10 protein-coding genes are annotated in these 23,357 nt (G+C 60.4%); 8 read left to right on the top strand and 2 right to left on the bottom strand.

Going from position 1 to position 23,357, the window contains the following annotated elements; genetic code table 11:
* The first annotated feature begins 146 nt into the window (after positions 1 to 146).
* Positions 147 to 746: an FMN-dependent NADH-azoreductase gene (locus NRG23_RS11555; protein ID WP_016704169.1), complete on the top strand. Its 600-nt coding sequence runs from the start codon at positions 147 to 149 to the stop codon at positions 744 to 746.
* Between the two features lie 152 nt (positions 747 to 898).
* On the opposite strand, the gene NRG23_RS11550 is transcribed toward NRG23_RS11555, so the two are convergent.
* Positions 899 to 2,104, bottom strand: coding sequence for an ISL3 family transposase (locus NRG23_RS11550; protein WP_038575043.1), 1,206 nt, complete (start codon positions 2,102 to 2,104; stop codon positions 899 to 901).
* Positions 2,105 to 2,964: 860 nt separating this feature from the next.
* Here NRG23_RS11550 and NRG23_RS11545 point away from each other — a divergent pair.
* Positions 2,965 to 3,837, top strand: coding sequence for a carboxylate/amino acid/amine transporter (locus NRG23_RS11545; protein ID WP_009047611.1), 873 nt, complete (start codon positions 2,965 to 2,967; stop codon positions 3,835 to 3,837).
* Between the two features lie 151 nt (positions 3,838 to 3,988).
* Here the strand turns inward: NRG23_RS11545 and NRG23_RS11540 are convergent, their stop codons facing one another.
* Positions 3,989 to 5,287, bottom strand: coding sequence for a mechanosensitive ion channel family protein (locus tag NRG23_RS11540; protein ID WP_009047612.1), 1,299 nt, complete (start codon positions 5,285 to 5,287; stop codon positions 3,989 to 3,991).
* Between the two features lie 192 nt (positions 5,288 to 5,479).
* Here NRG23_RS11540 and NRG23_RS11535 point away from each other — a divergent pair, with 192 nt between their 5' ends.
* The 6 genes from NRG23_RS11535 to NRG23_RS11510 all read left to right on the top strand — a co-directional run bounded on the left by NRG23_RS11535 (position 5,480) and on the right by NRG23_RS11510 (position 23,336).
* A complete protein-coding gene (locus tag NRG23_RS11535; protein ID WP_009047613.1) occupies positions 5,480 to 6,817 on the top strand; it encodes a DEAD/DEAH box helicase in 1,338 nt (445 codons plus the stop codon).
* A 248-nt stretch (positions 6,818 to 7,065) separates the two neighbouring features.
* Positions 7,066 to 8,772 carry a ShlB/FhaC/HecB family hemolysin secretion/activation protein gene (locus NRG23_RS11530; protein WP_257374638.1) on the top strand — a complete coding sequence of 569 codons (1,707 nt, stop codon included), beginning with the start codon at positions 7,066 to 7,068 and terminating at the stop codon, positions 8,770 to 8,772.
* Between the two features lie 25 nt (positions 8,773 to 8,797).
* The gene (locus tag NRG23_RS11525) at positions 8,798 to 21,835 is read left to right on the top strand and encodes a hemagglutinin repeat-containing protein (RefSeq protein ID WP_257374637.1); all 13,038 of its coding nucleotides are present in this window, start codon (positions 8,798 to 8,800) and stop codon (positions 21,833 to 21,835) included.
* A gap of 5 nt (positions 21,836 to 21,840) precedes the next feature.
* A complete protein-coding gene (locus NRG23_RS11520) occupies positions 21,841 to 22,266 on the top strand; it encodes a hypothetical protein (protein WP_232788608.1) in 426 nt (141 codons plus the stop codon).
* Between the two features lie 9 nt (positions 22,267 to 22,275).
* Entirely contained in the window at positions 22,276 to 22,641 is a 366-nt protein-coding gene (locus NRG23_RS11515; RefSeq protein ID WP_016702309.1) for a hypothetical protein, read from the top strand.
* Between the two features lie 506 nt (positions 22,642 to 23,147).
* The gene (locus tag NRG23_RS11510; RefSeq protein WP_100208957.1) at positions 23,148 to 23,336 is read left to right on the top strand and encodes a hypothetical protein; all 189 of its coding nucleotides are present in this window, start codon (positions 23,148 to 23,150) and stop codon (positions 23,334 to 23,336) included.
* Positions 23,337 to 23,357 lie beyond the last annotated feature (21 nt).

Here is a 23,357-nt window from a genome sequence, read left to right as displayed (position 1 = left end):
CAAAGCGGAGCAGGGTGCGCGACCTGCTCCGCTTATAAACGAATTTATTGATTGGTTATAGCAGTTATTTGCGCTTTTTCATCGATATGACTCTGTTTAATCTGCGCTCCATCGACCTACAGCATTCCCGATGGAGGCTACATCCCATGTCCCGCGTTCTGATCATCGAAAGCAGTGCCCGTCAGCAGGATTCCGTTTCCCGCCAGCTGACCCAGACCTTCATCAAGCAATGGCAGGCGGCCCACCCGGGCGACCAGATCACCGTGCGTGACCTGGCGGTAACCCCGGTGCCGCACCTGGACAGCAACCTGCTGGGCGGCTGGATGAAACCCGCCGAGCAGCGCAACGAGAGCGAAGAGGCCTCGCTGCAGCGTTCCAACGAACTGACCGACGAACTGCTGGCCGCCGACGTGCTGGTGATGGCCGCGCCGATGTACAACTTCGCCATCCCGAGCACCCTCAAAGCCTGGCTGGACCACGTGCTGCGTGCCGGCGTGACCTTCAAGTACACCGCAACCGGTCCCCAGGGCCTGCTCAACGGCAAGCGTGCCTACGTGCTGACCGCCCGTGGCGGCATCTACGCCGGCAGCACCGCGGATCACCAGGAACCCTACCTGCGCCAGGTGATGGGCTTCATCGGCATCCACGACGTCGAGTTCATTCACGCCGAAGGCATGAACCTGGGCGGCGACTTCCAGGAGAAGGGCCTGAACCAGGCCAACGCCAAACTGGCCCAGGTCGCTTAATCCGTTAATCGCCAGATAATCGCGCAGTGGTCTAGTAGGCCCTGCGCTCCCCTTCAAGTTTGTGTGCGCATCGAACCTCCCTTTGCACTTGTTGCTCCTGAGTGCTCCTGCCCGATTGAACGCTTTGCGAGATCGGGCTTTTTTTTGGTTCTTCACGGAATACCGGGAAAGACGCTCTTGATCTTCATGAAAAAGAATTCGCTATCCCGGTAACCGTACGCCATTCGTTTGATGACCTTTATGCGATTGTTTATTCCTTCCAGCTGACCGGTGTGCATCGGCCAGCGAACGCGGCTGACGATGCCCCGCCAGTAACTCTTTAGCCGTTTGGCGAACTGGATCAGTGCCGGTATTTCGCTTTCATGAGCATGGCGCAACCATTGCTTCCAGGCCGATCTCCAGCTCCAAGCGGTATTCGGCGTCCAGAGCGTTTTGAGTTCAGCCTTCATCAAGTAGACCGTCATCAACGCTTGGTTGGCCGCCAGCAAATCCTGCAAGTGAACCTGTTGTTCCGGCGTTTTCAGATTCTGTGGATTGCGTAGCAGTAGCCATCGCGCTTGCTTGATGACCTTACGAGCAGGCTTGTCGTGGCGTAGCCGATTAGCCTCGTCAACGCGGACCCGATCAATCACCTCTCGGCCATATTTGGCCACCACATGGAAGAGGTCGTAGACCACGCGCGCTTTGGGGCAGTGCCGGCGAACCTCCAGGTCAAAAGCGGTGTTCATGTCCATCGCCACCGCTTCGATTCGGGCGCAACCCTCTGGTCCCAACTCTTCGAAGAACGGCCTGACCGCCGCACGGCTGCGGCCTTCGCCGATCCACAGCACTCGTCGTGTATCCGCATCCAGCACCACACTGGCGTAACGATGGCCCTTGAACAGAGCGAACTCGTCCATCACCAGACGCCGTGGTTGCGCCTTCGGCAGATCGCTCAATGCCGTTTGCAGGGCGCGACGCTCTAGCAGCCGAACGGTGTCCCAATGCAACCCAAACAGTTGAGCCACGTGTAACGTGGGAAGGCGCTCGCAGGCTTGAATCACCGCATCGGCCAAGCGGCGCGTCATACGGGCATAGCGATCCAGCCAACTGACAGTCTCCATGCGTTTGCCGCAGTCACGACAGCCAACACGTCTGAGCAAAACGCTGAGGCGCACTGCACGGCCGAGAATGGGCAAATCACGAACGACTCGCTCGCAATACTCGTGAGTGGTTGAACAGGGCTTTTGGCATCCACCACAGGAAGGGAGTCGGGTGGTGTGGGGCGTCAGATCGATCTGTAGGGCATCGCCATCAGGCTTGATCGTGACGACAGAAAAGCCCTCCCAAAAAGGAAGGAAAGTATTAATATCGTGCATAAGAACGCCGGTTTTTTAGATGTGTTTGCTCGCACGAACATCATCAATCAAATCGGCGTTCTTGTTTCTGTGTTTCCCGGAATTCCGTGAAGAACCTTTTTTTTGCCCGCGATTTGTCACGTCCGTTGTAGCCGCTGCCGAGCCTTGGCGAGGCTGCGATCGACGGCGCAGCCGTCGCCAAACCAGGCCCCGCGATATTTCTGATATACCGCGGTTGCCGGGTTCGCGGCTGCTATGCAGCCGATCGCAGCCTCGCCAGGGCTCGGCAGCGGCTACAAAAGCGGGGAGGCGAGTGACCGGGCTATCGGCTGCAATCGTTGGCCCGTAGCCGCTGTCGAGCGTCAGCGAGGCTGCGACCGACGGCGCAGCCGTCGCCAAACCAGGCACCGCGATATTTCTGATACACCGCGGTTGCCGGGTTCGCGGCTGCTATGCAGCCGATCGCAGCCTCGCCAGGGCTCGGCAGCGGCTACAAAAGCGGGGAGGCGAGTGACCGGGCCATCAGCTGCAATCGTTGCCCCGTAGCCGCTGTCGAGCATCAGCGAGGCTGCGCTCGACGGCGCAGCCGTCGCCAAACCAGGTACCGCGGTATTTCTGATACACCGCGGTTGCCGGGTTCGCGGCTGCTATGCAGCCGATCGCAGCCTCGCCAGGGCTCGGCAGCGGCTACAAAAGCGGGGAGGCGAGTGACTGGGCCATCGGCTGCAACCGTTGCCCCGTAGCCGCTGTCGAGCGTCAGCGAGGCTGCGACCGACGGCGCAGCCGTCGCCAAATCAGGCACCGCGGTATTTCTGATACACCGCTTTGCGTCGGGTGGGGCAAAACCGCTATCGTCGCCTCCCTTCAAGACGAGGCGAGCAATGGGCTATCTACTTTTTGTCACGCTGATCCAGGCGTTTTCCTTCAGCCTGATCGGCGAATACCTGGCCGGGCATGTCGACAGTTATTTCGCGGTGCTGGTCCGGGTGTTGCTGGCCGGGCTGGTGTTCATCCCGTTGACCCGCTGGCGCCAGGTGGAGCCGGCGTTCATGCGCGGCATGCTGCTGATCGGCGCCTTGCAGTTCGGCGTGACCTACGTCTGCCTGTACCTGAGTTTTCGCGTGCTGACGGTGCCGGAGGTGCTGCTGTTCACCATCCTCACGCCGCTGCATGTGACCCTGATCGAGGACGCGCTGAACCGGCGCTTCAACCCCTGGGGCCTGCTGGCGGCGCTGGTGGCGGTGGCCGGGGCGGCGGTGATCCGCTACGACCGCATCAGCCCGGATTTCTTCATGGGCTTTCTGCTGCTGCAACTGGCCAACTTCACCTACGCCGCCGGGCAGGTGTTGTACAAGCACCTGGTGGCGCGCCATCCGAGCGACCTGCCGCATTACCGGCGTTTCGGCTACTTCTACCTGGGGGCGCTGGCGGTGGTATTGCCGGCCTTCCTGCTGTTCGGCAAGCCGGACTTCCTGCCCGAAGCCCCGTTGCAATGGGCCGTGCTGCTGTTTCTCGGGCTGGTGTCCACCGCGCTGGGGCTGTACTGGTGGAACAAGGGGGCCTGCCTGGTCACTGGCGCGACCCTGGCGGTGATGAACAACCTGCATGTGCCGGTGGGGCTGCTGATCAATCTGTTGATCTGGAATCAGCATGAGGAACTGGGGCGCCTGTTCCTCGGCGCGCTGGTGATCCTGGCGGCGGTGTGGATCAGCCGTCGCGGCGTAAAAGCCGCGACTACTGCCACTGCCCTGTAGGAGCGGCCGGTCGACGCTCGATTGCCCACGATAGTGATCTGACAGACACCGCGAGGTCAGGCCGCTGCGCGGATCGCGAGCAAGCTTCGCTCCTACAGATTGAGCAGATAGAGGGGTTGATCGCCCCGGGGACGGGGCGATCAGGCGGGAATTACAGCGCGCGTTTTTCCACTTCGGGGATATGACTGGCGCCCAGCACCGCCGGCAGCAGGCCGGCGCGCAGGTCGTTGCCGCTCGGCTGCTGATACAGGCTCAGGCCGAACTCCGGCATCACCGCCAGCAGGTAATCGAAGATATCGCCCTGGATGCGCTCGTAGTCGGTCCACGCCGTGGTGCGGGTGAAGCAGTAGATTTCCAGCGGAATGCCCTGGGCGGTGGTCTGCATCTGGCGGACCATGCAGGTCATGTTCGGCTGGATGTCCGGATGACTCTTGAGGTACGCCAGGGCATAGGCGCGGAAGGTGCCCAGGTTGGTCATGCGGCGGCGGTTGGCCGACATGGCGGCGACATTGCCCTGGGCTTCGTTCCAGCTCTTGAGCTCGGCCTGCTTGCGACTGATGTAGTCGGTGAGCAGGTGGACCTTGCCCAGGCGCACCTCTTCCTCATCGTTGATGAAGCGCACGCCGCTGGCGTCGATGTACAGGCTGCGCTTGATCCGCCGGCCGCCGGACTGCTGCATGCCGCGCCAGTTCTTGAACGACTCGGACATCAGGCGCCAGGTGGGGATCGAGACGATGGTCTTGTCGAAGTTCTGCACCTTGACCGTGTGCAGGGTGATATCCACTACATCGCCGTCGGCGCCGACCTGGGGCATTTCGATCCAGTCGCCGACCCGCAGCATGTCGTTGCTGGTCAGTTGCACGCTGGCGACGAACGACAGCAGGGTGTCCTTGTAGACCAACAGGATCACCGCCGACATGGCGCCCAGGCCGGACAACAGCAGCAGCGGCGAGCGGTCGATCAGGGTGGCGACGATGATGATCGCGCCGAACACGAACAGCACCATCTTCGCCAGTTGCACGTAACCCTTGATCGAACGGGTGCGCGCATGTTCGGTGCGGGCGTAGATGTCCAGCAGGGCGTTGAGCAGGGCGCTGATGGCCAGTACCTGGAACAGGATGGTGAAGGCCAGGGCCAGGTTGCCGAGGAACACCAGGCTGGTCTTGCTCAGCTCCGGCACCAGGTGCAGGCCGAACTGGACCACCAGCGACGGGGTCATCTGTGCCAGGCGATGGAACACCTTGTTCTGGCGCAGGTCGTTGAGCCAGTGCAGGGACGGTTGGCGGCCGAGCAGCTTGACCGCGTGCAGGATGAGGTAGCGCGCCACTCGTCCGACGAGCAGCGCCACCACCAGCAGGATGACCAGGGCCAGGCTGGAATGCAGGAGCGGGTGCTCATCGAGCGCCCCCCAGAGGTCTTGAACGTTGAGCCAGAGCTGTTTGAAATCCATGGGGTCAGAAGCTTCCTCTATGAGACGAGACGGATCGATTAGAACATTTAAGCCGTCGAAAGTTACCGTTAAGGACGAATCGCTGACAAAAACCAATTGTTTACCGTGGTTTGCGTGAAAGAAACTCGGCCTTCGCGCCCGAAACCGTTACCCTATGCAGCTGTTTTTTTGCATATCTTCGAGGTAGCACCCGTGTTTTCCCAATTCGCCCTGCACGAACGCCTGCTCAAAGCCGTGGCCGAGCTTAAATTTGTCGAGCCAACGCCTGTGCAGGCAGCGGCCATTCCGCTCGCGCTCCAAGGGCGTGACCTGCGGGTGACGGCGCAGACCGGCAGCGGCAAGACCGCCGCGTTCGTCCTGCCGATCCTCAATCGCCTGATCGGCCCGGCGAAGATCCGCGTCAGCATCAAGACCCTGATCCTGCTGCCGACCCGCGAACTGGCGCAGCAGACCCTGAAGGAAGTCGAACGCTTCTCGCAGTTCACCTTCATCAAGGCCGGCCTGATCACCGGCGGCGAAGACTTCAAGGTCCAGGCCGCGATGCTGCGCAAGGTGCCGGACATCCTGATCGGCACCCCGGGTCGCCTGATCGAGCAACTGAACGCCGGCAACCTCGATTTGAAAGAAGTGGAAGTGCTGGTCCTCGACGAAGCCGACCGCATGCTCGACATGGGCTTTGCCGACGACGTGCAGCGCCTGGTGGACGAGTGCCCGAACCGTCAGCAGACCATGCTGTTCTCCGCCACCACCGGTGGCTCGGGCCTGCGCGAGATGGTCGCCAAGGTCCTGAACAACCCTGAGCACCTGCAGCTCAACGCGGTCAGCCAGCTGAACGACACCACCCGCCAGCAGATCATCACCGCCGACCACAACCAGCACAAAGAGCAGATCGTCAACTGGCTGCTGGCCAACGAGACCTACCAGAAGGCCATCGTCTTCACCAACACCCGCGCCATGGCCGACCGTATCTACGGCCGCCTGGTGGCCCAGGAGTACAAGGCGTTCGTCCTGCACGGTGAGAAAGACCAGAAGGACCGCAAGCTGGCCATCGACCGCCTGAAGCAGGGCGGGGTGAAAATCCTCGTCGCCACCGACGTCGCCGCCCGCGGCCTGGATGTCGACGGCCTGGACCTGGTGATCAACTTCGACATGCCGCGCAGCGGCGACGAATACGTGCATCGCATCGGCCGTACCGGGCGTGCCGGCAATGACGGCCTGGCCATCTCGCTGATCTGCCATGGCGACTGGAACCTGATGTCGAGCATCGAGCGCTACCTCAAGCAGCACTTCGAGCGCCGCACCATCAAGGAAGTCAAAGGCACCTACAGCGGGCCGAAGAAGGTCAAGGCCTCCGGCAAGGCCGCGGGTGTGAAGAAGAAAAAGACCGACGCCAAGGGCGACAAGAAAAAAACCGTGGCCAAGGCCCCGACCAAACGCAAGACCGCCAACCGGCCGAAAAGCGATGCCCTGGTCAGCCAGGACGGCATGGCGCCGCTCAAGCGCCGCAAGCCAGCACCGGCTGCCGAATAAGCCGTAGCGCCATACAAAAAGCCCGGACCCCGTCCGGGCTTTTTATTGGCCGGCGATCAGCTGTCGGCCTTCTTCTTGGCCGCGCCTTCACTGGCTCTGGCCCCTCGACGACTTGAGTTCTTCGCTGGAACCCTCGTTGCAGAGCCTCTCTCCTGCACCAGCCGGCAGGATGAATGATTGACGCCAAAATGATGACCAATTAACATATTGATATCATTTTGATACTAATGCGTCTCGAGGGATCGAACATGTACTCACCCGCCCTCGCGGGGAGGTTGTGCCTGGCTTTGCTGTGCTTGACTCCGCTACACCTCGTTCATGCTGCTCCCACCCCCGGTGACACCGACCTGATCCGCGAACGCCAGGACCGCCTGCTCGAAGAGCAGCGCCGGCGCCTGGAAGAACTCAAGGACCTGCCCGGTAAAGAGGCTGCCCCCACGGCGCCGACCGCGCCTGCCGACACCCGCTGTTTCCCGATCCAGGACATCGAACTCAAGGGCGCCGACAGCCTGTCCGCCGCCGAGCAGGCGCGCCTGCTCAAGCCCTATATCGGTCAGTGCCTGGGCGTCAGCCAGCTCAATGAGCTGCTCAAGGTCATCACCGACTACTACCTGGAGAAGGGCCTGGTGACCAGCCGTGCCTACCTGCCGCAGCAGGACCTGTCTGGCGGCCACTTGAAGGTGCTGGTGGTCGAGGGCCGGCTCGAAGGCTTGAAGGGCGCGGCCGACAGCCAGCTGTCCGAGCGGGAGCTGGCCATGGCCTTTCCCGGTCAGGTCGGCGCGCTGGTCAACCTGCGGGAAATCGAACAACTGGTGGACCAGCTCAACCGCCTGCCGTCGAACCAGGCGCAAATGGAGCTGGCCCCCGGCAAGGAGGTCGGCGGCAGCCAAGTGCTGGTCAAGAACACCGCGCAAAAGCCCTGGCGGGCCGGGCTGTCGCGCAGCAACGACGGCCAGCGCAGCACCGGCGAGCAGCAGTGGGGCACCACCTTCGACTGGGACAGCCCGCTGGGGCTGGCCGACCAGCTGATGTTGCGCGGTGGCCACGATGCCATGAGCGACCACCAGCACACCTCCAACAACGCCATGCTCTCTTACAACCTGCCCTGGGGCTGGTGGAACTTCAGTTACACCTACAGCCAGAGTGAGTACCGCTCCCAGGCCCAGGCCAATGGTTTCAGCTTCAAGCAGACCGGCGACAGCCAGAACCACCAGCTGCGCGCCGAGCGGGTGATCCTGCGCGATGCGCTGAGCAAGACCTCGCTGAATGCCGGGCTGGCCTACCTGCGCACCAACAACTTCATCGAAGACAGCAAGCTGGCCCTGAGCAGCAATCGCCTCAGCGAAGCCCAGTTCGGCATCAACCACGGCCGGCGTATCGGCGGCGCCTTCGTCAACCTCGACCTGGGCATGCAGCACGGCATCGGTGCCTTCGACGCCCAGGACAATGGCCACCCAGGACCCGGCGAGCCGAATGCGCGCTACCGCAAATACACCGCCACCCTCAGTTACCTGCAGCCGTTCAAGCTGTGGGGCGAGTCGTTCAGCTTCAGCAGCCTGATGACCGGCCAGCGCAGCGAAGACGTGCTGTTCAGCCCGCAGCGCACCAGCCTGGGCGGGCAGTCGTCGATTCGCGGGTACAAGGATCAGTCGCTGTCCGGCGACAGCGGCGGTTACTGGCGCAACGACCTGCGCTGGAGCCGTCCGGTGACCCTCGGCTGGCTGCGTCCGGTGTTCGCCGAGTACGGCAGCAGCCTGGGCTACGACCAGGGCGTGATCCGTGGCGACCGTTACAACGGTGAGCAGCACGGGCGTATGTCGAGCAACTCCCTGGAGCTGTTCGCCCGCGGCCAGCACCTGGCGACCAGCGTGACCTTCGCCCATTCCCTTGAACGCCCGGATGTCCTGAGCGAGCGCGAAGCGCCGATCTACTTCCGCCTGGATTTCCTCCTCTGATTCGCGTTTTTTCGAGACCTTCGACATGGATGTTCGCCAATTCGCTTTCCTGGCCCGCCAGCCTTCTGCTGCCCTGAAAACCCGCGAGCACTTCTGGGGCATGCCCAAGCGCGGCCTGGCGTTCATCCTGGCCAACGCCATGTTCTGGCAACCGCTGTGGGCCCAGGCGGAAGGCATCGTGGTCAGCGCGCCGGGCACCAGCCTGGGGCAAGCGGGCAACGGCGTACCCATCGTCAATATCGCCACGCCCAATGGCAGCGGCCTGTCGCACAACCAGTTCCACGACTACAACGTCGGCCAGCAGGGGCTGATCCTCAACAACGCCACCGACCGCACGCAGAGCACCCAACTGGGCGGGATCATCGTCGGCAACCCGAACCTCAAGGGCGTCGCGGCGCAAACCATCCTCAACGAAGTCAACGGTGGCAGCCCCAGCCAACTGCGCGGCTACACCGAAGTGGCGGGGCAGTCGGCCCATGTGATCGTCGCCAACCCCTATGGCATCAGCTGCAACGGCTGCGGCTTCATCAACACCCCGAAAGCCACCCTGACCACCGGCAAACCGGTGATCGAAAACGGCCAGCTCAGCCGTTATCAGGTCGATCAGGGGCAGGTGACCATCGAGGGCGCGACGCTCAACGCCAACAACGTCGACCGCTTCGAAATCATCACCCGCAGCGCCAAGATCAACGCCGAGATCCAGGCGAAAAACCTGAGCATCGTCACCGGCCGCAACGACGTCAACGCCCGCACCCTGAACACCACCGCCCGCGCCGACGACGGCAGCGCCAAGCCGGAACTGGCGATCGACTCTTCGGCCCTGGGCGGGATGTATGCCGGGGCGATCAAGCTGGTGGGAACTGAAGCGGGCGTGGGGGTAAAACTCGACGGCAAGCTGATCGCCAGTGGCGGCGATATCCAGCTCGATGCCAACGGTCACCTGAGCATGGTCCAGGCCTCGGCCAATACGGCGATCAAGGTCAAGGCGGCCAGTCTGGAGGCCCAAGGTCCGGTCCATGCCGGTAGCACGCTCGATGTGCGGACCCAGGGCGACCTGAATAACCGACAAAACCTGACTGCGCGCGACAGCATCAGCCTGAGCGCCGGCGGCCGCCTGAGCAACAGCGGCATCATCGAAGCCGGGATCGAAACCGGCAACAGCCGCAATGCCAATGGCGATGTCAGCCTGAGCGCGCAGCACCTCGACAACAGCGGCAAGAGCGTGATCGCCAGCCGTAACCTGACGGTCAACACTGTGCAAACCCTGAGCAACCAGGGCGGCACCTTGAGTGCCGGGCAGAGCGCCAACGTCAGCGCCGCGACCCTGGATAACCAGAGCAAGGGGCGGGTGCTGAGCAGCGGCAGCATCGATCTCAAGGCCGGTCAGGTGCTCAACGGCCGGGGCCTGATCAGCGGCGACGGCAATCTCAGCGCCACATTGGGCCATCTGAATAACCACGATGGCGAAGTCTCCAGCGCCGGCATCACCACCCTGACGGCCAACAGCCTGGACAACAGCGACGGTCAGGTCAGCGGTGACGTGGCATTGAACATCGGTTTGAGCGGCGCCCTGAACAACCAGGGCGGTGTCCTGGGTTCCGCCAAGCGTGTGAGCATCAGCGCCGCCAGCCTGGATAACCGCCATGCCGGCAGCCTGGCCAGCGATGGCAGCCTGACCACGCGGATCGCGGGCCTGTTCGATAACCAGAGCGCAGGAGACCTGGGCGCCAAGGGTGTGGTGGACCTGCAGGCTGGCAGTCTCGACAACCGTGGCGGCAGCCTGACCGGCCAGGATCGCCTGACCCTGGACACGGCTTTGCTGGACAACCGCGGGGGCAAGGTACGCGCCGACAAGCACCTGCAGCTCGATGTGCGCCAACTCGACAATCGCGACAAAGGCGTGATCACCAGCCAGGCAGGGATCGGCCTGACCGGTACCCACCTGGACAACCGCGGCGGCTTGCTCAGCGCCGTTGGCCCGGTGACGCTGAAGGCCCAGAACGTGCAAAACGCCTTGGGGCGGATCGCCAGCCAAGGCGACGTACATGCGACTGTCGACACCCTCCAACAGCAGGGCGGCACCCTGGTGGCGCAAGGCAACCTGACGCTGATCGGCAGTGTTCTCGACAACCGTGACAACAGCCTGGTCGCGGCGACAAAAGCGCTGAAACTCGAGGTTCAGGGCATCGACAACCGCGCCGGAAAACTGTCCAGCGGAATCACCACTGAAATTGCCGGCCAGCAACTCGACAACAGTGACGGCGGCAGAGTCCTGGTCGGTGGCGATCTGCAACTGAAGGTTGCCCGTCTTATCAATCAGAGCAAGGGGCTGATCCAGGGCAAGGGCACCACGACGCTGAACAGCCAGAGCCTGGATAACACCGATGGCGAGATCGACAGCCACAACGGGCTGCAGATCACCCTGGCCGGTGGGCTCGACAACACCCGCGGGCGGGTCCACAGCGACCGCTCCTTGACCCTGGGCACCAGCAAACTGACGAACACCGCCGGCCGTATCGAGAGCGTGGAAGACCTGTCGATCACCAGCCGTGGCGAACTGCTCAATCAGGGCGGCTCCATCAAGTCCGAGAAGGGCCTGACTGTTGCCAGTGGCCCTCTCGATAACAGCCAGAAGGGCCTGCTGTCCGGCAAGCACGCCACGCAAATCACCGCGACGACCTTCAACAACAGCCAGGGTGGAAGCCTGCGCAGTGAAAGCAGACTTGGCCTGATCGCCACCCAGGTCAATAACGCCGATGGCAGCATCAGCAGCGCACAGGACCTCACGGCCAGCGTGACCGGGCTCGATCAGCAACACGGGGAGCTGTTCAGCGAGGCCGCCCTGAGCCTGGACCTGAACAACGGACAGCTCAATAACCAGAGCGGCTACATCCATTCGCCGGGAGCCCTGCTGCTCAAGAACCTGAAGGGTGTCGACAACCAAAAGGGTGAGATTTCCAGCGCCCGGGCTTTCAGCCTGAAAGCGCAAAGCCTGGACAACAACGGTGCCAAACTGATCAGTGACCAGGGGCTGACACTGCGCATCGCCGAGGCCCTGAACAACGTGAAGGGCCTGGTCAGCGCCAGTTCCATCGACAGCCACAGCGCCAGCCTGGACAACACGGATGGCCTGCTCAGCACCACCGGTGACCTGGACCTGAAGGTCGATACGGCTTTTGCTAACCAGCGCGGCACCGTTGTTGCCGACGGCGCGTTGCTGCTCACCGCCGCCAGCCTGGACAACCGCGCTGCCGATATCTCCGGCAAACAGGATGTGACCGCGCACATCGGCACCCTGGACAACCAGGGCGGCAAGTTGATCGCCACTGGCGCGCTGGACCTGACGGGGGCGAGCCTGGATAACCGCCAAGGCGGTCTGGTAGGGGCGACAAAAGCGCTGAAACTCAAGGTCGATACGCTCGATAACCGAGGCGGCGAGCTTTCTACCCAGGCCGGTCTGAGCTTGACAGGCAAGCAGCTGGATAACAGCGACCAGGGTCTGGTCGAGGCCCATGACAGGCTGACGCTCAAGGTCGATGAGGTGATCAACCAGGCTGCCGGCTTTATCAATGCGCTGGCCGACCTGACGATCACGGGCGGGCGTATCGATAACCGCAGTGGGAAAATCAAAAGCCAGCAAGGCCTGGACCTCACCCTCAAGGGCGACCTGCAAAACAACCAAGGGCTGATCGATAGCCAGAGCACCCTTGATGTGGCTGCGGCAGCCCTGGACAACAGCGACGGTCGTCTCATGAGCGCTGCTGCGCTGGACCTCGGCGCTCGTGGCGCCTTGACCAACGTGGGCGGCAAGCTGGTGAGCGAGGGCGGCGTGCAGTTGCGCAGCGCCAGCCTGGACAACAGCCACAAAGGCGTGATCAGCGGCAAGGGCGCGGTACAGGTCACCACCGGTGACTTCGATAACAGCCAGGCCGGCAGCCTCGACAGTGGCGACACCCTGGACCTGACGGCGGCAAAACTGACCAACGCGGCCGGGCGCATCGGCAGTGACAAGGCACTGACCGCGAAGGTCAGCAGCCTCGAACAGCAGGGCGGCAGTCTGTTCAGCAACACCAGCCTGAGCCTGGACCTGGATCGGGGGCGGCTGAACAACCAGGGCGGCTTCATTCACGCACCGGGTGCGCTGCTGCTGAAAAACCTCAGTGACGTCGATAACCGCAACGGCGAAATCTCCAGCGACGCGACCTACGAACTCAACGCCAAGAGCCTGAACAACGACGGCGGCCAGTTGCTCGGCAACCAGGCATTGACCCTGCGGGTCGAACAGGCGCTCAGCTCCATCAAGGGCAAGATCGGTGCCTCGGCGCTGGAGGTAGAGGCCGCCAGCCTGGATAACAGCGCCGGCGCATTGACCAGCCGTTCCGGGCTGAAACTGACGGTACAGGGGTCATTGACCAACCAGGACCAGGGGCTGATCAACGCCATCAACGGCTTGAGCATCGCCAGCGGTGACTTGAACAACCGTCACGGTTCCGTTCTGGCCGGTGACTGGCTGAACCTGTCGGCCAAGGCGCTGAACAACACGGACAGCGGGCTGATCAACAGTAAAGGCGCGCTGGAGCTGACCGCGCACCAGTTGGACTCGAGCGATGCCGGCGAGGTATCGGCCAAGGGTGACATGAACCTCAAGGTCACGGGGCTGACGCAGCGTGGCGGTCGCCTGTTGGGCGACGGCGCGGTGACCCTGGACCTGGCCAATGGCGATCTCGACAACAGCCTCGGCAAGCTGAATGCCAAAGGCTTGTTGAGCATCAAGCAACTGCAGGACCTGAAGAACCAGCAGGGGACATTGTCCAGTCGTCAAGGCTTCACGCTGACGGGCCGCACGCTGGATAACAGCCAAGGCAAGTTGATCAGTGAGGCGGCACTGGGTGTCGTGTCCGGCCAGTTGCTGAATGCCAATGGCCTGGTGTCGGGGATCAAGGGCCTGACCGTCGAGGCGGGGAGCCTGGACAACCGCAACCACGGGACGCTCTCCAGCAAGGAGGGCAACCTGGCCGTTGATGTCAGCGGCGCCCTGCTGAACAGCGGCGCCGGCGCCCTGGCCAGCAATGGCACGCTCAAACTGAGCGCCGCGAGCCTGGACAACAGCGGCGAAGGGGTGGTCTCCAGTGTCGGCGGCCAGACGCTCACGGTCGCCGGCCTGCTGAATAACGCGGGCGGCGGTCTGCTCGACAGCGGTGCCACGCTTGATCTCAAGGCGGCAACCTTGAACAACAAGGCCGGCAACCTCAGTGCGTTGCAATCGGTCGATCTGCGCGCCGGCAGCCTGGACAACAGTGGCGGCAGCCTGGCGACAAAAGGTGCCCTGACCCTGGATGTGGCGGGTAACCTGGACAACGCCCTGGGTACCCTCAGCAGTGACGGGGCCTTGTTACTCAAGCACGCGGCCCACGTCGATAACCGCGGCGGCAAACTGATCGGCCAGGATCTGTTGACCTTCAATGCCGACAGCCTGGACAACCGTGACCACGGCACCGTGGCGGCCAATCAGCAAGCCACGCTGGGTGTCGCGGGAGCTGTCCAGAATGCTCAGGGCGGTTTGATTTACAGCCGTGATGCGGGTCTTGAGCTGACGGCTGCCAGCCTCGATAACAGCAAGGCCGCGGTGCAAAGCCAGAACGGCCTGACGCTGAACATCAGCGGCGACTTCAACAACCAGGGCGGCAAGGTCATCGGTCAGGACGGCGCGGTCAGTATTACCGCGGCCAGCGTCGACAACCGTGGCGGGGTGCTGTCGAGCCTCAAGGGCGCGCTTGAAACCCACATCAGTGGCGTGCTGCTCAACGGTTATGACCTGAACGACCAACGCCAGCGTGGCGTGATCGAAGCCCAGCGCTTGAACCTGCGTGCCTTGGCCGGGCTGAACAACAACGGGGGCCGCATTGCCGCGCGCCAGGGCGATGTCATCGTCAACACCGCCGGCTTCGATAACCGCAATGGCGGGCTTTACGCCAGCGGCCAGCTTGGCGTCACTGCGACTACGTTCGACAACGGCGGCGACAAAGGCGGGCAGGTCGCCGGTCAAGGCATCGATCTCGGCTTGAGCGGTGCATTGAATAACCGTTTGGGGGTTATCGAGAGTGACACCTCGCTGCTTATTCGTGCGGCCAGTATCGACAACGCTCAGGGTCAGCTACGGGCCGCAGGGAGCGGCGGCAAGAGCCTGTTCCAGATCGGCGGCTTGCTGGACAACCGTAACGGCCGCATCGAAGTGGCCAGTACCGACCTGGGCCTCAACGCGACGAGCTTGCAGAATGCCGGCGGTACCCTGCTGCACTCCGGCAAAGGGCAATTCGATATCTCGATGGCCAACGTCAGCGGGGCGGGCGGCACCCTGGTCACCCAAGGGGGGCTGACCCTCGCGGCCGATTCGTGGAGCAACACCAGCGTCATCCAGGCCGGGCGTCTGAAGGTCAATGTCAACAACTTCTACCAGAGTGCCAGCGGCCAACTGCTGGCCTCCGACAGCTTCGAAGGCGGTGGCGGCAACTGGACCAACGATGGCCTGATCGCCAGTGACGGCAGCCTGAGCCTGCAACTGTCCGGTGCCTACGGTGGCAACGGCCGATTGACCAGCCTGGGCGACATGAGCTTCGGCGCCGCCCAGCTCGACCTGCCAGGCTCCGCGACTATCGCCGGTGGTGGCAACACCCGGATCAATGTCGGCGGGGTGCTCACCAATCGCGGACGCCTGAGCTCCACCCAGGGGCTGACGGTCAATGCCGGGGCGATCAATAACTATGGCTCCCTCGGCAGCGCCGGGGCGCTGACCCTCAATTTCGGGACGCTGCTCAATTCCGGTGTCAGCGATGCCGAACACAGCTCGATCTTCAGCGGCGGCGACATGCAGTTGCTGGGCAACAGCTTCAGCAATCGCTATGCCGACGTTTTCAGCATGGGCAGCCTGCTGGTGGCCGCCAATGCCGGGCAGGCCCAGTCGAGCCTGCTGGAAAACCGCTCCGGCACGATCGAAAGCCTGGGCGACATGACCATTCGCGCCATGACCGTGAAGAACGTCATGGACATCCTCACCTACTCGGAACACGAGAAGTACTACGCCAGCATCGTCGAACTGCCGTGCGGCCCCTTTGGCGTATGCCATGTCAAGAAACATGGCAATCGGCGCAATGCGGTCTGGCAGCTCACCGAGCGTGATCGCCTGCAGGTGACCGCCAGTACGGCGGCTTCCAGTATCTCCAGCGGCGGGCAGCTGAACATCGGTGCCCAGGAACTGAGCAACGAAAGCAGCTTTATCGCTTCCTCCGGCAACCTGGCGATCAATGCCGTCAGCATCAAGAACCAGGGGGTGGTGCCTCAGGACATTGAAACCACCACCATCAAATACAACCACGTGGATGAGTACCAGGGTGCGGTCGCCGCGGTGGCTGACTTCAATGCCAAAAATGGTGCAAAGCCCTCCAGTACCTTCGAAGCCGACCTGGCGCGGTTCAACGCCCTGATGACCGGTACCCGAAAACTGGCCGGTGGTGGTACCAAGGCTCTGGACAGCAGCGACGGCAAGCACTTCGACGCCATTATCCAGTCCGGCGCCAGCGTCCAGCTCAATGCCTCGGAGAAGATCGACAACGGCGTGGTACGTGGTTATTACGCCTATGTCGGTGGTGGCAAGAAGACCGGCGACACCTCGGCGGGCAGTCAGTATTCGACGCCGATCTACATCAACTCGCAATTGCCGCCGGACCTGGCCAAGCAGCAGGTCAACCCCTTGGCCCTGCCAGGCTTCACGTTGCCGGTCGGGCAACACGGCCTGTTCCGCCTGAGCAGCGAAGGAGCCGGCGACACCGCGGCGACCCAGCGCAACCCGGCACCGATGGACTGGAGCATGGGCAGCATCAGCCTGAGATTCGCCGAGCGCGAGCAGAACCAGGCCCAGAGTCAGGCGCGGGCGATCCAGATCGATTCGCTGGCCCCGGTGGCGGCGACTGAGCGCAAGCTGGCGCAGGTTGGTGCGGTGCAGCCTGGCGTCGATGCCAGCCTGCCGACGATTAGCGTCACGACCCCGATAGACAGTGGAACGACTGCTCAGGGGCCGGTATACAGCCGTACCCCAGCGCAACAGGTGCAAGGCAGCATTGTGCGGGTCCAGGGTATCCCGACGCTCGACAATCCCCCTCAAGCGCACAAATACCTGGTTGAAACCAACCCGGTGCTGACCAACCAGAAACAGTTCATGAGCTCGGACTACCTGCTGTCGAACCTGGGTTACAACCCCGACAACAGCTGGAAGCGCCTGGGCGACGGTTTCTACGAACAACGGCTGATCCAGCAGGCGGTGGTCGCCCGCACCGGCCAACGTTTCATCGACGGCCAGAACTCCGACGAGAAACTGTTCAAGTACCTGATGGATAACGCGCTGCAGAGCAAGCAGCAGCTCAACCTGGCGATCGGCACCTCGCTGACCTCCGAGCAGGTCGCGGCCCTGACCCACGACATCGTCTGGCTCGAATCGCATCAGGTGAATGGCGAGAACGTGCTGGTGCCGGTGCTGTACATGGCCCACGCCAACAACCGCCTGGCCGCCAACGGCGCGCTGATCGCCGGGCAGGACATCAGCCTGATCGCCGGCAAGGACCTGCTCAACGCCGGCACCCTGCGCGCCACCAACAACCTCTCGGCCAAGGCCGGCAACGACCTGGTCAACAGCGGGCTGATCGAAGCCGGCAATCGCCTGGACCTGCTGGCGGGCAACAACCTGGTGAACAAGGCGGGCGGTATCATCGCCGGTCGCGATGTGAACCTGAGCGCGCTCAACGGCGACCTGATCAATGAACGCACGGTCACCAGCCACCAGAACAGCGGCGGCGATCTGCAACAGCGGCGTGACTTCCTCGACAGCGCCGCGCGTATCGAAGCCGCCAACGACCTGACGCTCAAGGCCGGTCGTGACTTCAACAACGCCGCTGGCGTGCTGCAAGCCGCGCGCGACACCACCATCAACGCCGGCCGGGATGCCAACCTTACCGCTGTCGAACAGCAGGACAACGAGACTCGGACCAACTCCCTGCACACCAGCACCAGCCAGCACGGCTCGGTGCTCACCAGCGGTCGCGACCTGACAATCAACAGCGGCCGCGATCTGTCGGCCATCGCCAGCCAGATCGACGCCAAACGCAACCTCGCCATGGCCGCCACCGGCAACCTGACCCTGGCCTCGGCGGCGGACGAGCAGCACTCGTACTCCAGTTCCAAGAAGTACAAGGGCCAGTCCGACAAGGTCAGCCAGGTCTCCACGGCGGTGACCGCGGGTGGCAGCGTGGCCCTCAGTGCCGGCAAGGATCTGGAGCTGATTGCCAGCCGGGTGAGTGCGGGGGATGAGGCGTATCTGGTGGCCGGCGGCAACCTGGCGTTGGAGTCCGCGGAAGACAGCAACTACAGCTTCTACAGCAAGACCAAGAAGAGCTCGTCGGGCAAGAAGAGTCGGCTGGATGAGGTGGCGAGTACTACCAACATCGCCAGTTCTGTCACCTCGGGTAATAACAGCGTGTTGATCGCTGGCAACGACTTGTTGGTCAAAGGCAGCGAAGTCGCAGCAGACAAAGGTGCTGCCCGGCTGACGGCGGGTAATGATGTGCAAATCCTGGCCGTCAGCGACTCCAACAGTGCGCGCCACGAGAGCAGTAAAAGCAAAAGCAGCTGGGGCGGCCTGAAGGCCAGCAAGGTCCAGGACAAACTGGCGGAAACCCAGACCAAGGCGGTCGGCAGCATCATTTCCGGCAACACCGTGGACGTGGTTGCCAAGCACGATGCCACCGTTACTGGTTCCGCGCTGGTCAGCACCAAAGACCTGAGCGTACAGGCCGGCAATGACCTGACCATCGACGCGGCTGAAAATACCTTCACCCGTAGCGAGTTGCACAAGCAGAAAAACCGCGACCTGATGGGCGTGCTCACCGCCAACAACCTGGGCGTGGACGACATCACCGGCAACCAGCACTTGTCGATCAGCAGCAGTAACCACACCGGCAAGGCGGCGCAAACCACCTTGACCGGCAGTACCGTGGGTTCGAGCGAAGGCAGTGTGAAGCTTGAGGCGGGGCGTGAGTTGAAGGTGGTGGCCAGTGATTTGGTCAGCACCAAGGATATGGCCCTTAAAGGTTCCAATGTCACCATTACCGCGGGTATGGAGAGCGCTAGCCAGAGCTCTACCGACAAGTCCAAGAGCCTTGCCGTGGGGCGTGTGATCGGCGGCACCGTTGTGGATACTGCACGGAGTATTCGTGATGGGGTCAAGGCCGCAAAAGAGGCGGATGACCCGCGCCTCAAGGCCGTGAAGCTGGCCCAGGTCGCCATGGATGCCTACAACCTTGGCGGGTACGCCTCGGATGCCAATGGTCAGCGTTCCGGTTTCAAAGACAAGCAAGGTGGGACGGCCAGCAATGGTTCGTTGATCAAAATCGGTACTGAGCTTGCCAATACCCACAGCAAGAGCACCAGCGAATACACCAGTGAAACTGCCAAGCAAAGCACGCTCAATGTGGGTAAAGAGCTGTCTATCGTGGCAACGGGTAAGGCACCTGATACCCAAGGCGATATCCATGTGGTGGGCAGCGACCTGAAGGCAGGCAGTACCACGCTGGTGGCCAAAAACGACATCACCCTGGAAAGTGCGCAGAACACCACTGAGAGAAAAAACGACAGTAAAAACAACAAAACCAGCATCGGTGCCAGCTTCAACATCGGTGAGCAAAACGGTTTCACCCTGGACCTGGGGGCACAGATCGCCAAAGGCATGGGTTCGGGCAGCTCGGTCACTCAGGTCAACAGCACGCTGGAAACCGGTGCACTGGTCCTGAACAGCGGCAAGGACACGACCTTGGCCGGCGCCCAGGTACATGCCGACAGCATCCAGGCAGATGTCGGCGGCAATCTCAACATCGCTTCACGGCAGGACACCGAGACGCAGAAGAGCAAGCAAAGCAGCGCTGGTTTTGGCGCGAGCATTTGCGTACCGCCGTTCTGCTACGGCTCGATGGTCACGGCGTCCGGGAGCATGTCCGCCGGCAACATGAGCAGCGATTACAAGGGGGTCACTGACCAGAGTGGTCTGTATGCGGGCAAGGGCGGCTACACGATCGATGTCGGCAAGAACACCATCTTGCAAGGCGCCGTCATCGCGAGTGAGGCCTCTGCCGACAAGAACCTGCTGATCACTGATCGGTTGCTGCTCAGCGACATCAAGAACACCAGCGAAATCAAAAGCACATCGGCCAGCGCCAGTGTTTCCAGTGGCTCGGGAGGCACGACACTGGGGGCTCCGATGGGCATGGCGCTCAATGAGTCGGACCATAGCCGGACCCAGTCAGCGGTCAGCGAGGGCACGATTATTGTGCGCAATCCTGAGGGCGCCAATGACTTGGTTGGCCTCAATCGCGACACGGCCAATGCCAACAAGAAACTCGACAAACCCGATGAAAAGGCCATGCGCGAGCGTATGGAGCTGATCACCAGTTCGGTGGCGCTGGCGCAAAGCATTGGCAATACCATCGCTACAGACAAAATCCGCGAGGCAGAAGATGCCAATAGCGACACGGCGAAAACGGCGCGGCAAAAGTTACTGGACAAGGGGATCGTCAACCCGACAACCGATCAGGTAAGGCAGCAGGTCCAGCAAGATTACGGTGTGGGAAGCAGCTTCCAGCGCACCACCCAGGTTGTGTCGGCCATCGTGCAGGGGATTGCAGGTGGGAATATCGGAGCGGCCGCTGCGGGGGCAGCGGCGCCGTATCTGGCACGGACAGTGAAGGAAATGACCGAGGGCGATGCCGCCGCGAACCTCATGGCTCACGCGGTGCTGGGCGCAGTGCTGGCCAGGGCCGGCGGTAACTCGGCACTGGCAGGGGCAGGTGGCGCTGTAGCCGCTGAGGTCACGGCGAAGTTGATCCGCAGCCAGCTGTATGGCGACGTCAGCAACGAAGAGCTGACGCCGGAGCAGAAGCAAACGATCTCCGCGTTGTCGACATTGGCGGCGGGTATTGCGGGCTCTGCTGTGGGCAAGGATGCGCTGAATGCGGTGGCGGCGGCTCAGGTTGGGAAGAATGCGGTTGAGAATAATTATCTTAGTGTGCGCGAGGCTCAGAAAAAGAAAGATCTATTAGCTAAAGAGCGTCAAGGCACAATTACATCTGAGGAAGTCAAAGAATTAGTAGCTATAAACAAGCTTGACCAAGATAGAGATTCTGCAATCCGTGCAGCTTGTACTGCGGGCAATAAGGCTGGAGCGGAGTGTGGACGTCTAGTTGCGTTGGCAAATAGTGCGTTAGCGCAATATGGTCAAAATGTTAGCTATTCACTGCTTTATAAAGATTTGTTTCCGAACGACGCTGCTAACGTTGAGAGGGTATTGAGAGGGTTAGATTCTGGGAGCATTACCCGGGACTCTGCTATAACCGCAATCGTTAAAGAGTCGGGGAGAAGTCGAGAGGAAATTGAGCAGCGTTATGACTTGGCGATGACCCTGCAGGCAGTGACTTCAACCCTTGCAGGTTTCTATGGGGTTAAGGCGGCTGTTCCTGAAACTCGATCATCAGGTGGTGAAGCTGCGAAGGGAGCAGCACTCGACTTGGTGTCTGGGGAAACGAAAACTGTAGGTACTGGCAAAGCTGCAGCTAATGATGCAAGCTTCGGTACAAGCGTGGGAGGAGGAACAGCTAAGCTCCTAGATGATGCTAGTAAACAATTAGAGCAATACATCAGGACGTTTGATAAATATAAACCGCCAACCGCGATTGGTGCCGTAGATCCATTGACAGGAAAAATAGTCACCATGTCCAGCGGGAAAGTACCGACTAAAATTGCACCTGAATTACAGATGTATGCAGATAAGTTGGGAGGCTTGGGTGTTAAAACTGCATGTGGAAACACTCTAGGGCGTTGTGCTGAGTTTAGAGCTGCTAATGAACTGCTTTTGAGTAATCCTGCTCTTAAGCTTAACGATATTAAATTTACTCCTGCTATTCGTCCAAGAACGGGAGAGGTTGTTCCTCGTTGTGAAAACTGTACTAATATTTTTGGAGCGGAATGATGGAGATGGATGATGAGTTTTTAGAAACTAATGATTTGGATTGGTTTGCTTGCTGCCAAGATGGGCTGCTTGCGCATTTTGCGAGTGGAGGCCGAGGATTTGTTCCTGTAGCGATAAGGAAGTCAGTTTTTGAATATGAAGTTATTTATGATTATTTTTATTCGTTGACTGATGGTTTTGAGTTTGAAGTTGTTGAAAGAAATCTGCAGGAATTTAATTCTGCTGCTCAGCGTGATCGTTATTTGCAGTCGTTTGTGGAAATGGCGAAAAGAGGTTTGTTTAGTTACGATGTGAGTGATGCTGGTTATAAGCTGATAGCTAGGCCTAAAGGGTTTAAAAAGTTTCAGGAATTGCCGGATGAAATTAAAAATGTTCTTCATGTGTTATCGGTGAGTGTTTCTGAGAATGTAGATGTAAGTAATGATGTTTAGACTTGAATAATGCACTCAAGCGCTAAGGTATTTGCTGGCTTTGTGAATTGGTTGCTCTCTTTGTGTCTTGTTTCTGAGGGGGAACTTCTTGAAATACTTGAGGGGTTTGATGGTGTTCAGGGAGTTATAGAAAGCAATTTGTATATATCAGCATACGAGGAGATCGCTCGCTACCTTGCCCATCTTCGATCTTTTGAAGAAATGATTTTCTTTGTTGAATCGAATAGTGAAGTTCTGAGCGAGTTGCCAGGGGAGCAGTATTACTTTGTTGAGGCTGTAGTTGATGTGTATTCTGTCGGTGGACAAAATGTTGCGAGGTTGATTGATGCCTCACCCAAAAGATATAGGGAGTATTTGATTAAGCGCTTTGGGTAGTTGGTGCAAAAGGAGTCAATCCTCCGTCCGTACCATGTAATGCAAGTAATCTTTTGGAGGGGGGCAGGCAAATGCTGGCCAGATTAGTAGGCTTTTCAAGCTAGATGGTACGCCAGTCAATGGAGCGGTATGTCGAGCGAATAACCAAGGATGCTGTAAAACGATTGGGAGCAACATATCAGAAATATCAATTCTGATGGAATATTGATATCGGATAAGGTTAAAGGGCTGCAATAATGATCCTTGTTAGGGTTTTAGATGCAGAAGGTGAGTTGCTGAATGTACTTTATGATTTGAGTGCGCTTGAGTATAGGCAGCGCAAGCCAGAGGTGTGGGTGAAAGATCACTTTGAAAGATAGGATCGCTCGAGTCTTCCTTCGTATGTATCCTTTCGATTTGGAAGAGAGGATGATCGTATTGTTTCTACTTTGAGGGGGGCGGTTAGTTTATATAAAGGTCTGATAGATTGGGTCTTGACAGGGTATGAGCGCCATGCGTTTCCTGGCATGAATTGGGTGATAGAGCCTGCGCGAATTAAAGAGGTAGAGACTAAGGCTGGGGCTTTGGGTTTGTCGCCTGAGGACTATCTTTCTGAATATGAGCCGGAGTTTGGCCCTATTTCTTTTGAAGACTTGGTCGGATTAACCCAATATGTTCGTCAAGTATTTTCAGGGCAGGGCAACCTCAGCTCTTGAACTGGGGTGTTGTATTTGTCT

The organism is Pseudomonas sp. T8 (assembly GCF_024610635.1).
GTDB classification, from domain to species: domain Bacteria; phylum Pseudomonadota; class Gammaproteobacteria; order Pseudomonadales; family Pseudomonadaceae; genus Aquipseudomonas; species Aquipseudomonas chlororaphis_I.
Note: the sequence above shows the minus strand (reverse complement) of the source record. Positions and strands in the feature narration are given on the sequence as shown.

What these genes read in the sequence shown, in the direction of transcription:
- NRG23_RS11555 (WP_016704169.1), top strand. Translation starts at nt 147, where the DNA reads ATGTCCCGCGTTCTGATCATCGAAAGCAGTGCCCGTCAGCAGGATTCC.
- NRG23_RS11550 (WP_038575043.1), bottom strand. Translation starts at nt 2,104, where the DNA reads ATGCACGATATTAATACTTTCCTTCCTTTTTGGGAGGGCTTTTCTGTC.
- NRG23_RS11545 (WP_009047611.1), top strand. Translation starts at nt 2,965, where the DNA reads ATGGGCTATCTACTTTTTGTCACGCTGATCCAGGCGTTTTCCTTCAGC.
- NRG23_RS11540 (WP_009047612.1), bottom strand. Translation starts at nt 5,287, where the DNA reads ATGGATTTCAAACAGCTCTGGCTCAACGTTCAAGACCTCTGGGGGGCG.
- NRG23_RS11530 (WP_257374638.1), top strand. Translation starts at nt 7,066, where the DNA reads ATGTACTCACCCGCCCTCGCGGGGAGGTTGTGCCTGGCTTTGCTGTGC.
- NRG23_RS11525 (WP_257374637.1), top strand. Translation starts at nt 8,798, where the DNA reads ATGGATGTTCGCCAATTCGCTTTCCTGGCCCGCCAGCCTTCTGCTGCC.
- NRG23_RS11520 (WP_232788608.1), top strand. Translation starts at nt 21,841, where the DNA reads ATGGATGATGAGTTTTTAGAAACTAATGATTTGGATTGGTTTGCTTGC.
- NRG23_RS11515 (WP_016702309.1), top strand. Translation starts at nt 22,276, where the DNA reads ATGCACTCAAGCGCTAAGGTATTTGCTGGCTTTGTGAATTGGTTGCTC.
- NRG23_RS11510 (WP_100208957.1), top strand. Translation starts at nt 23,148, where the DNA reads ATGAATTGGGTGATAGAGCCTGCGCGAATTAAAGAGGTAGAGACTAAG.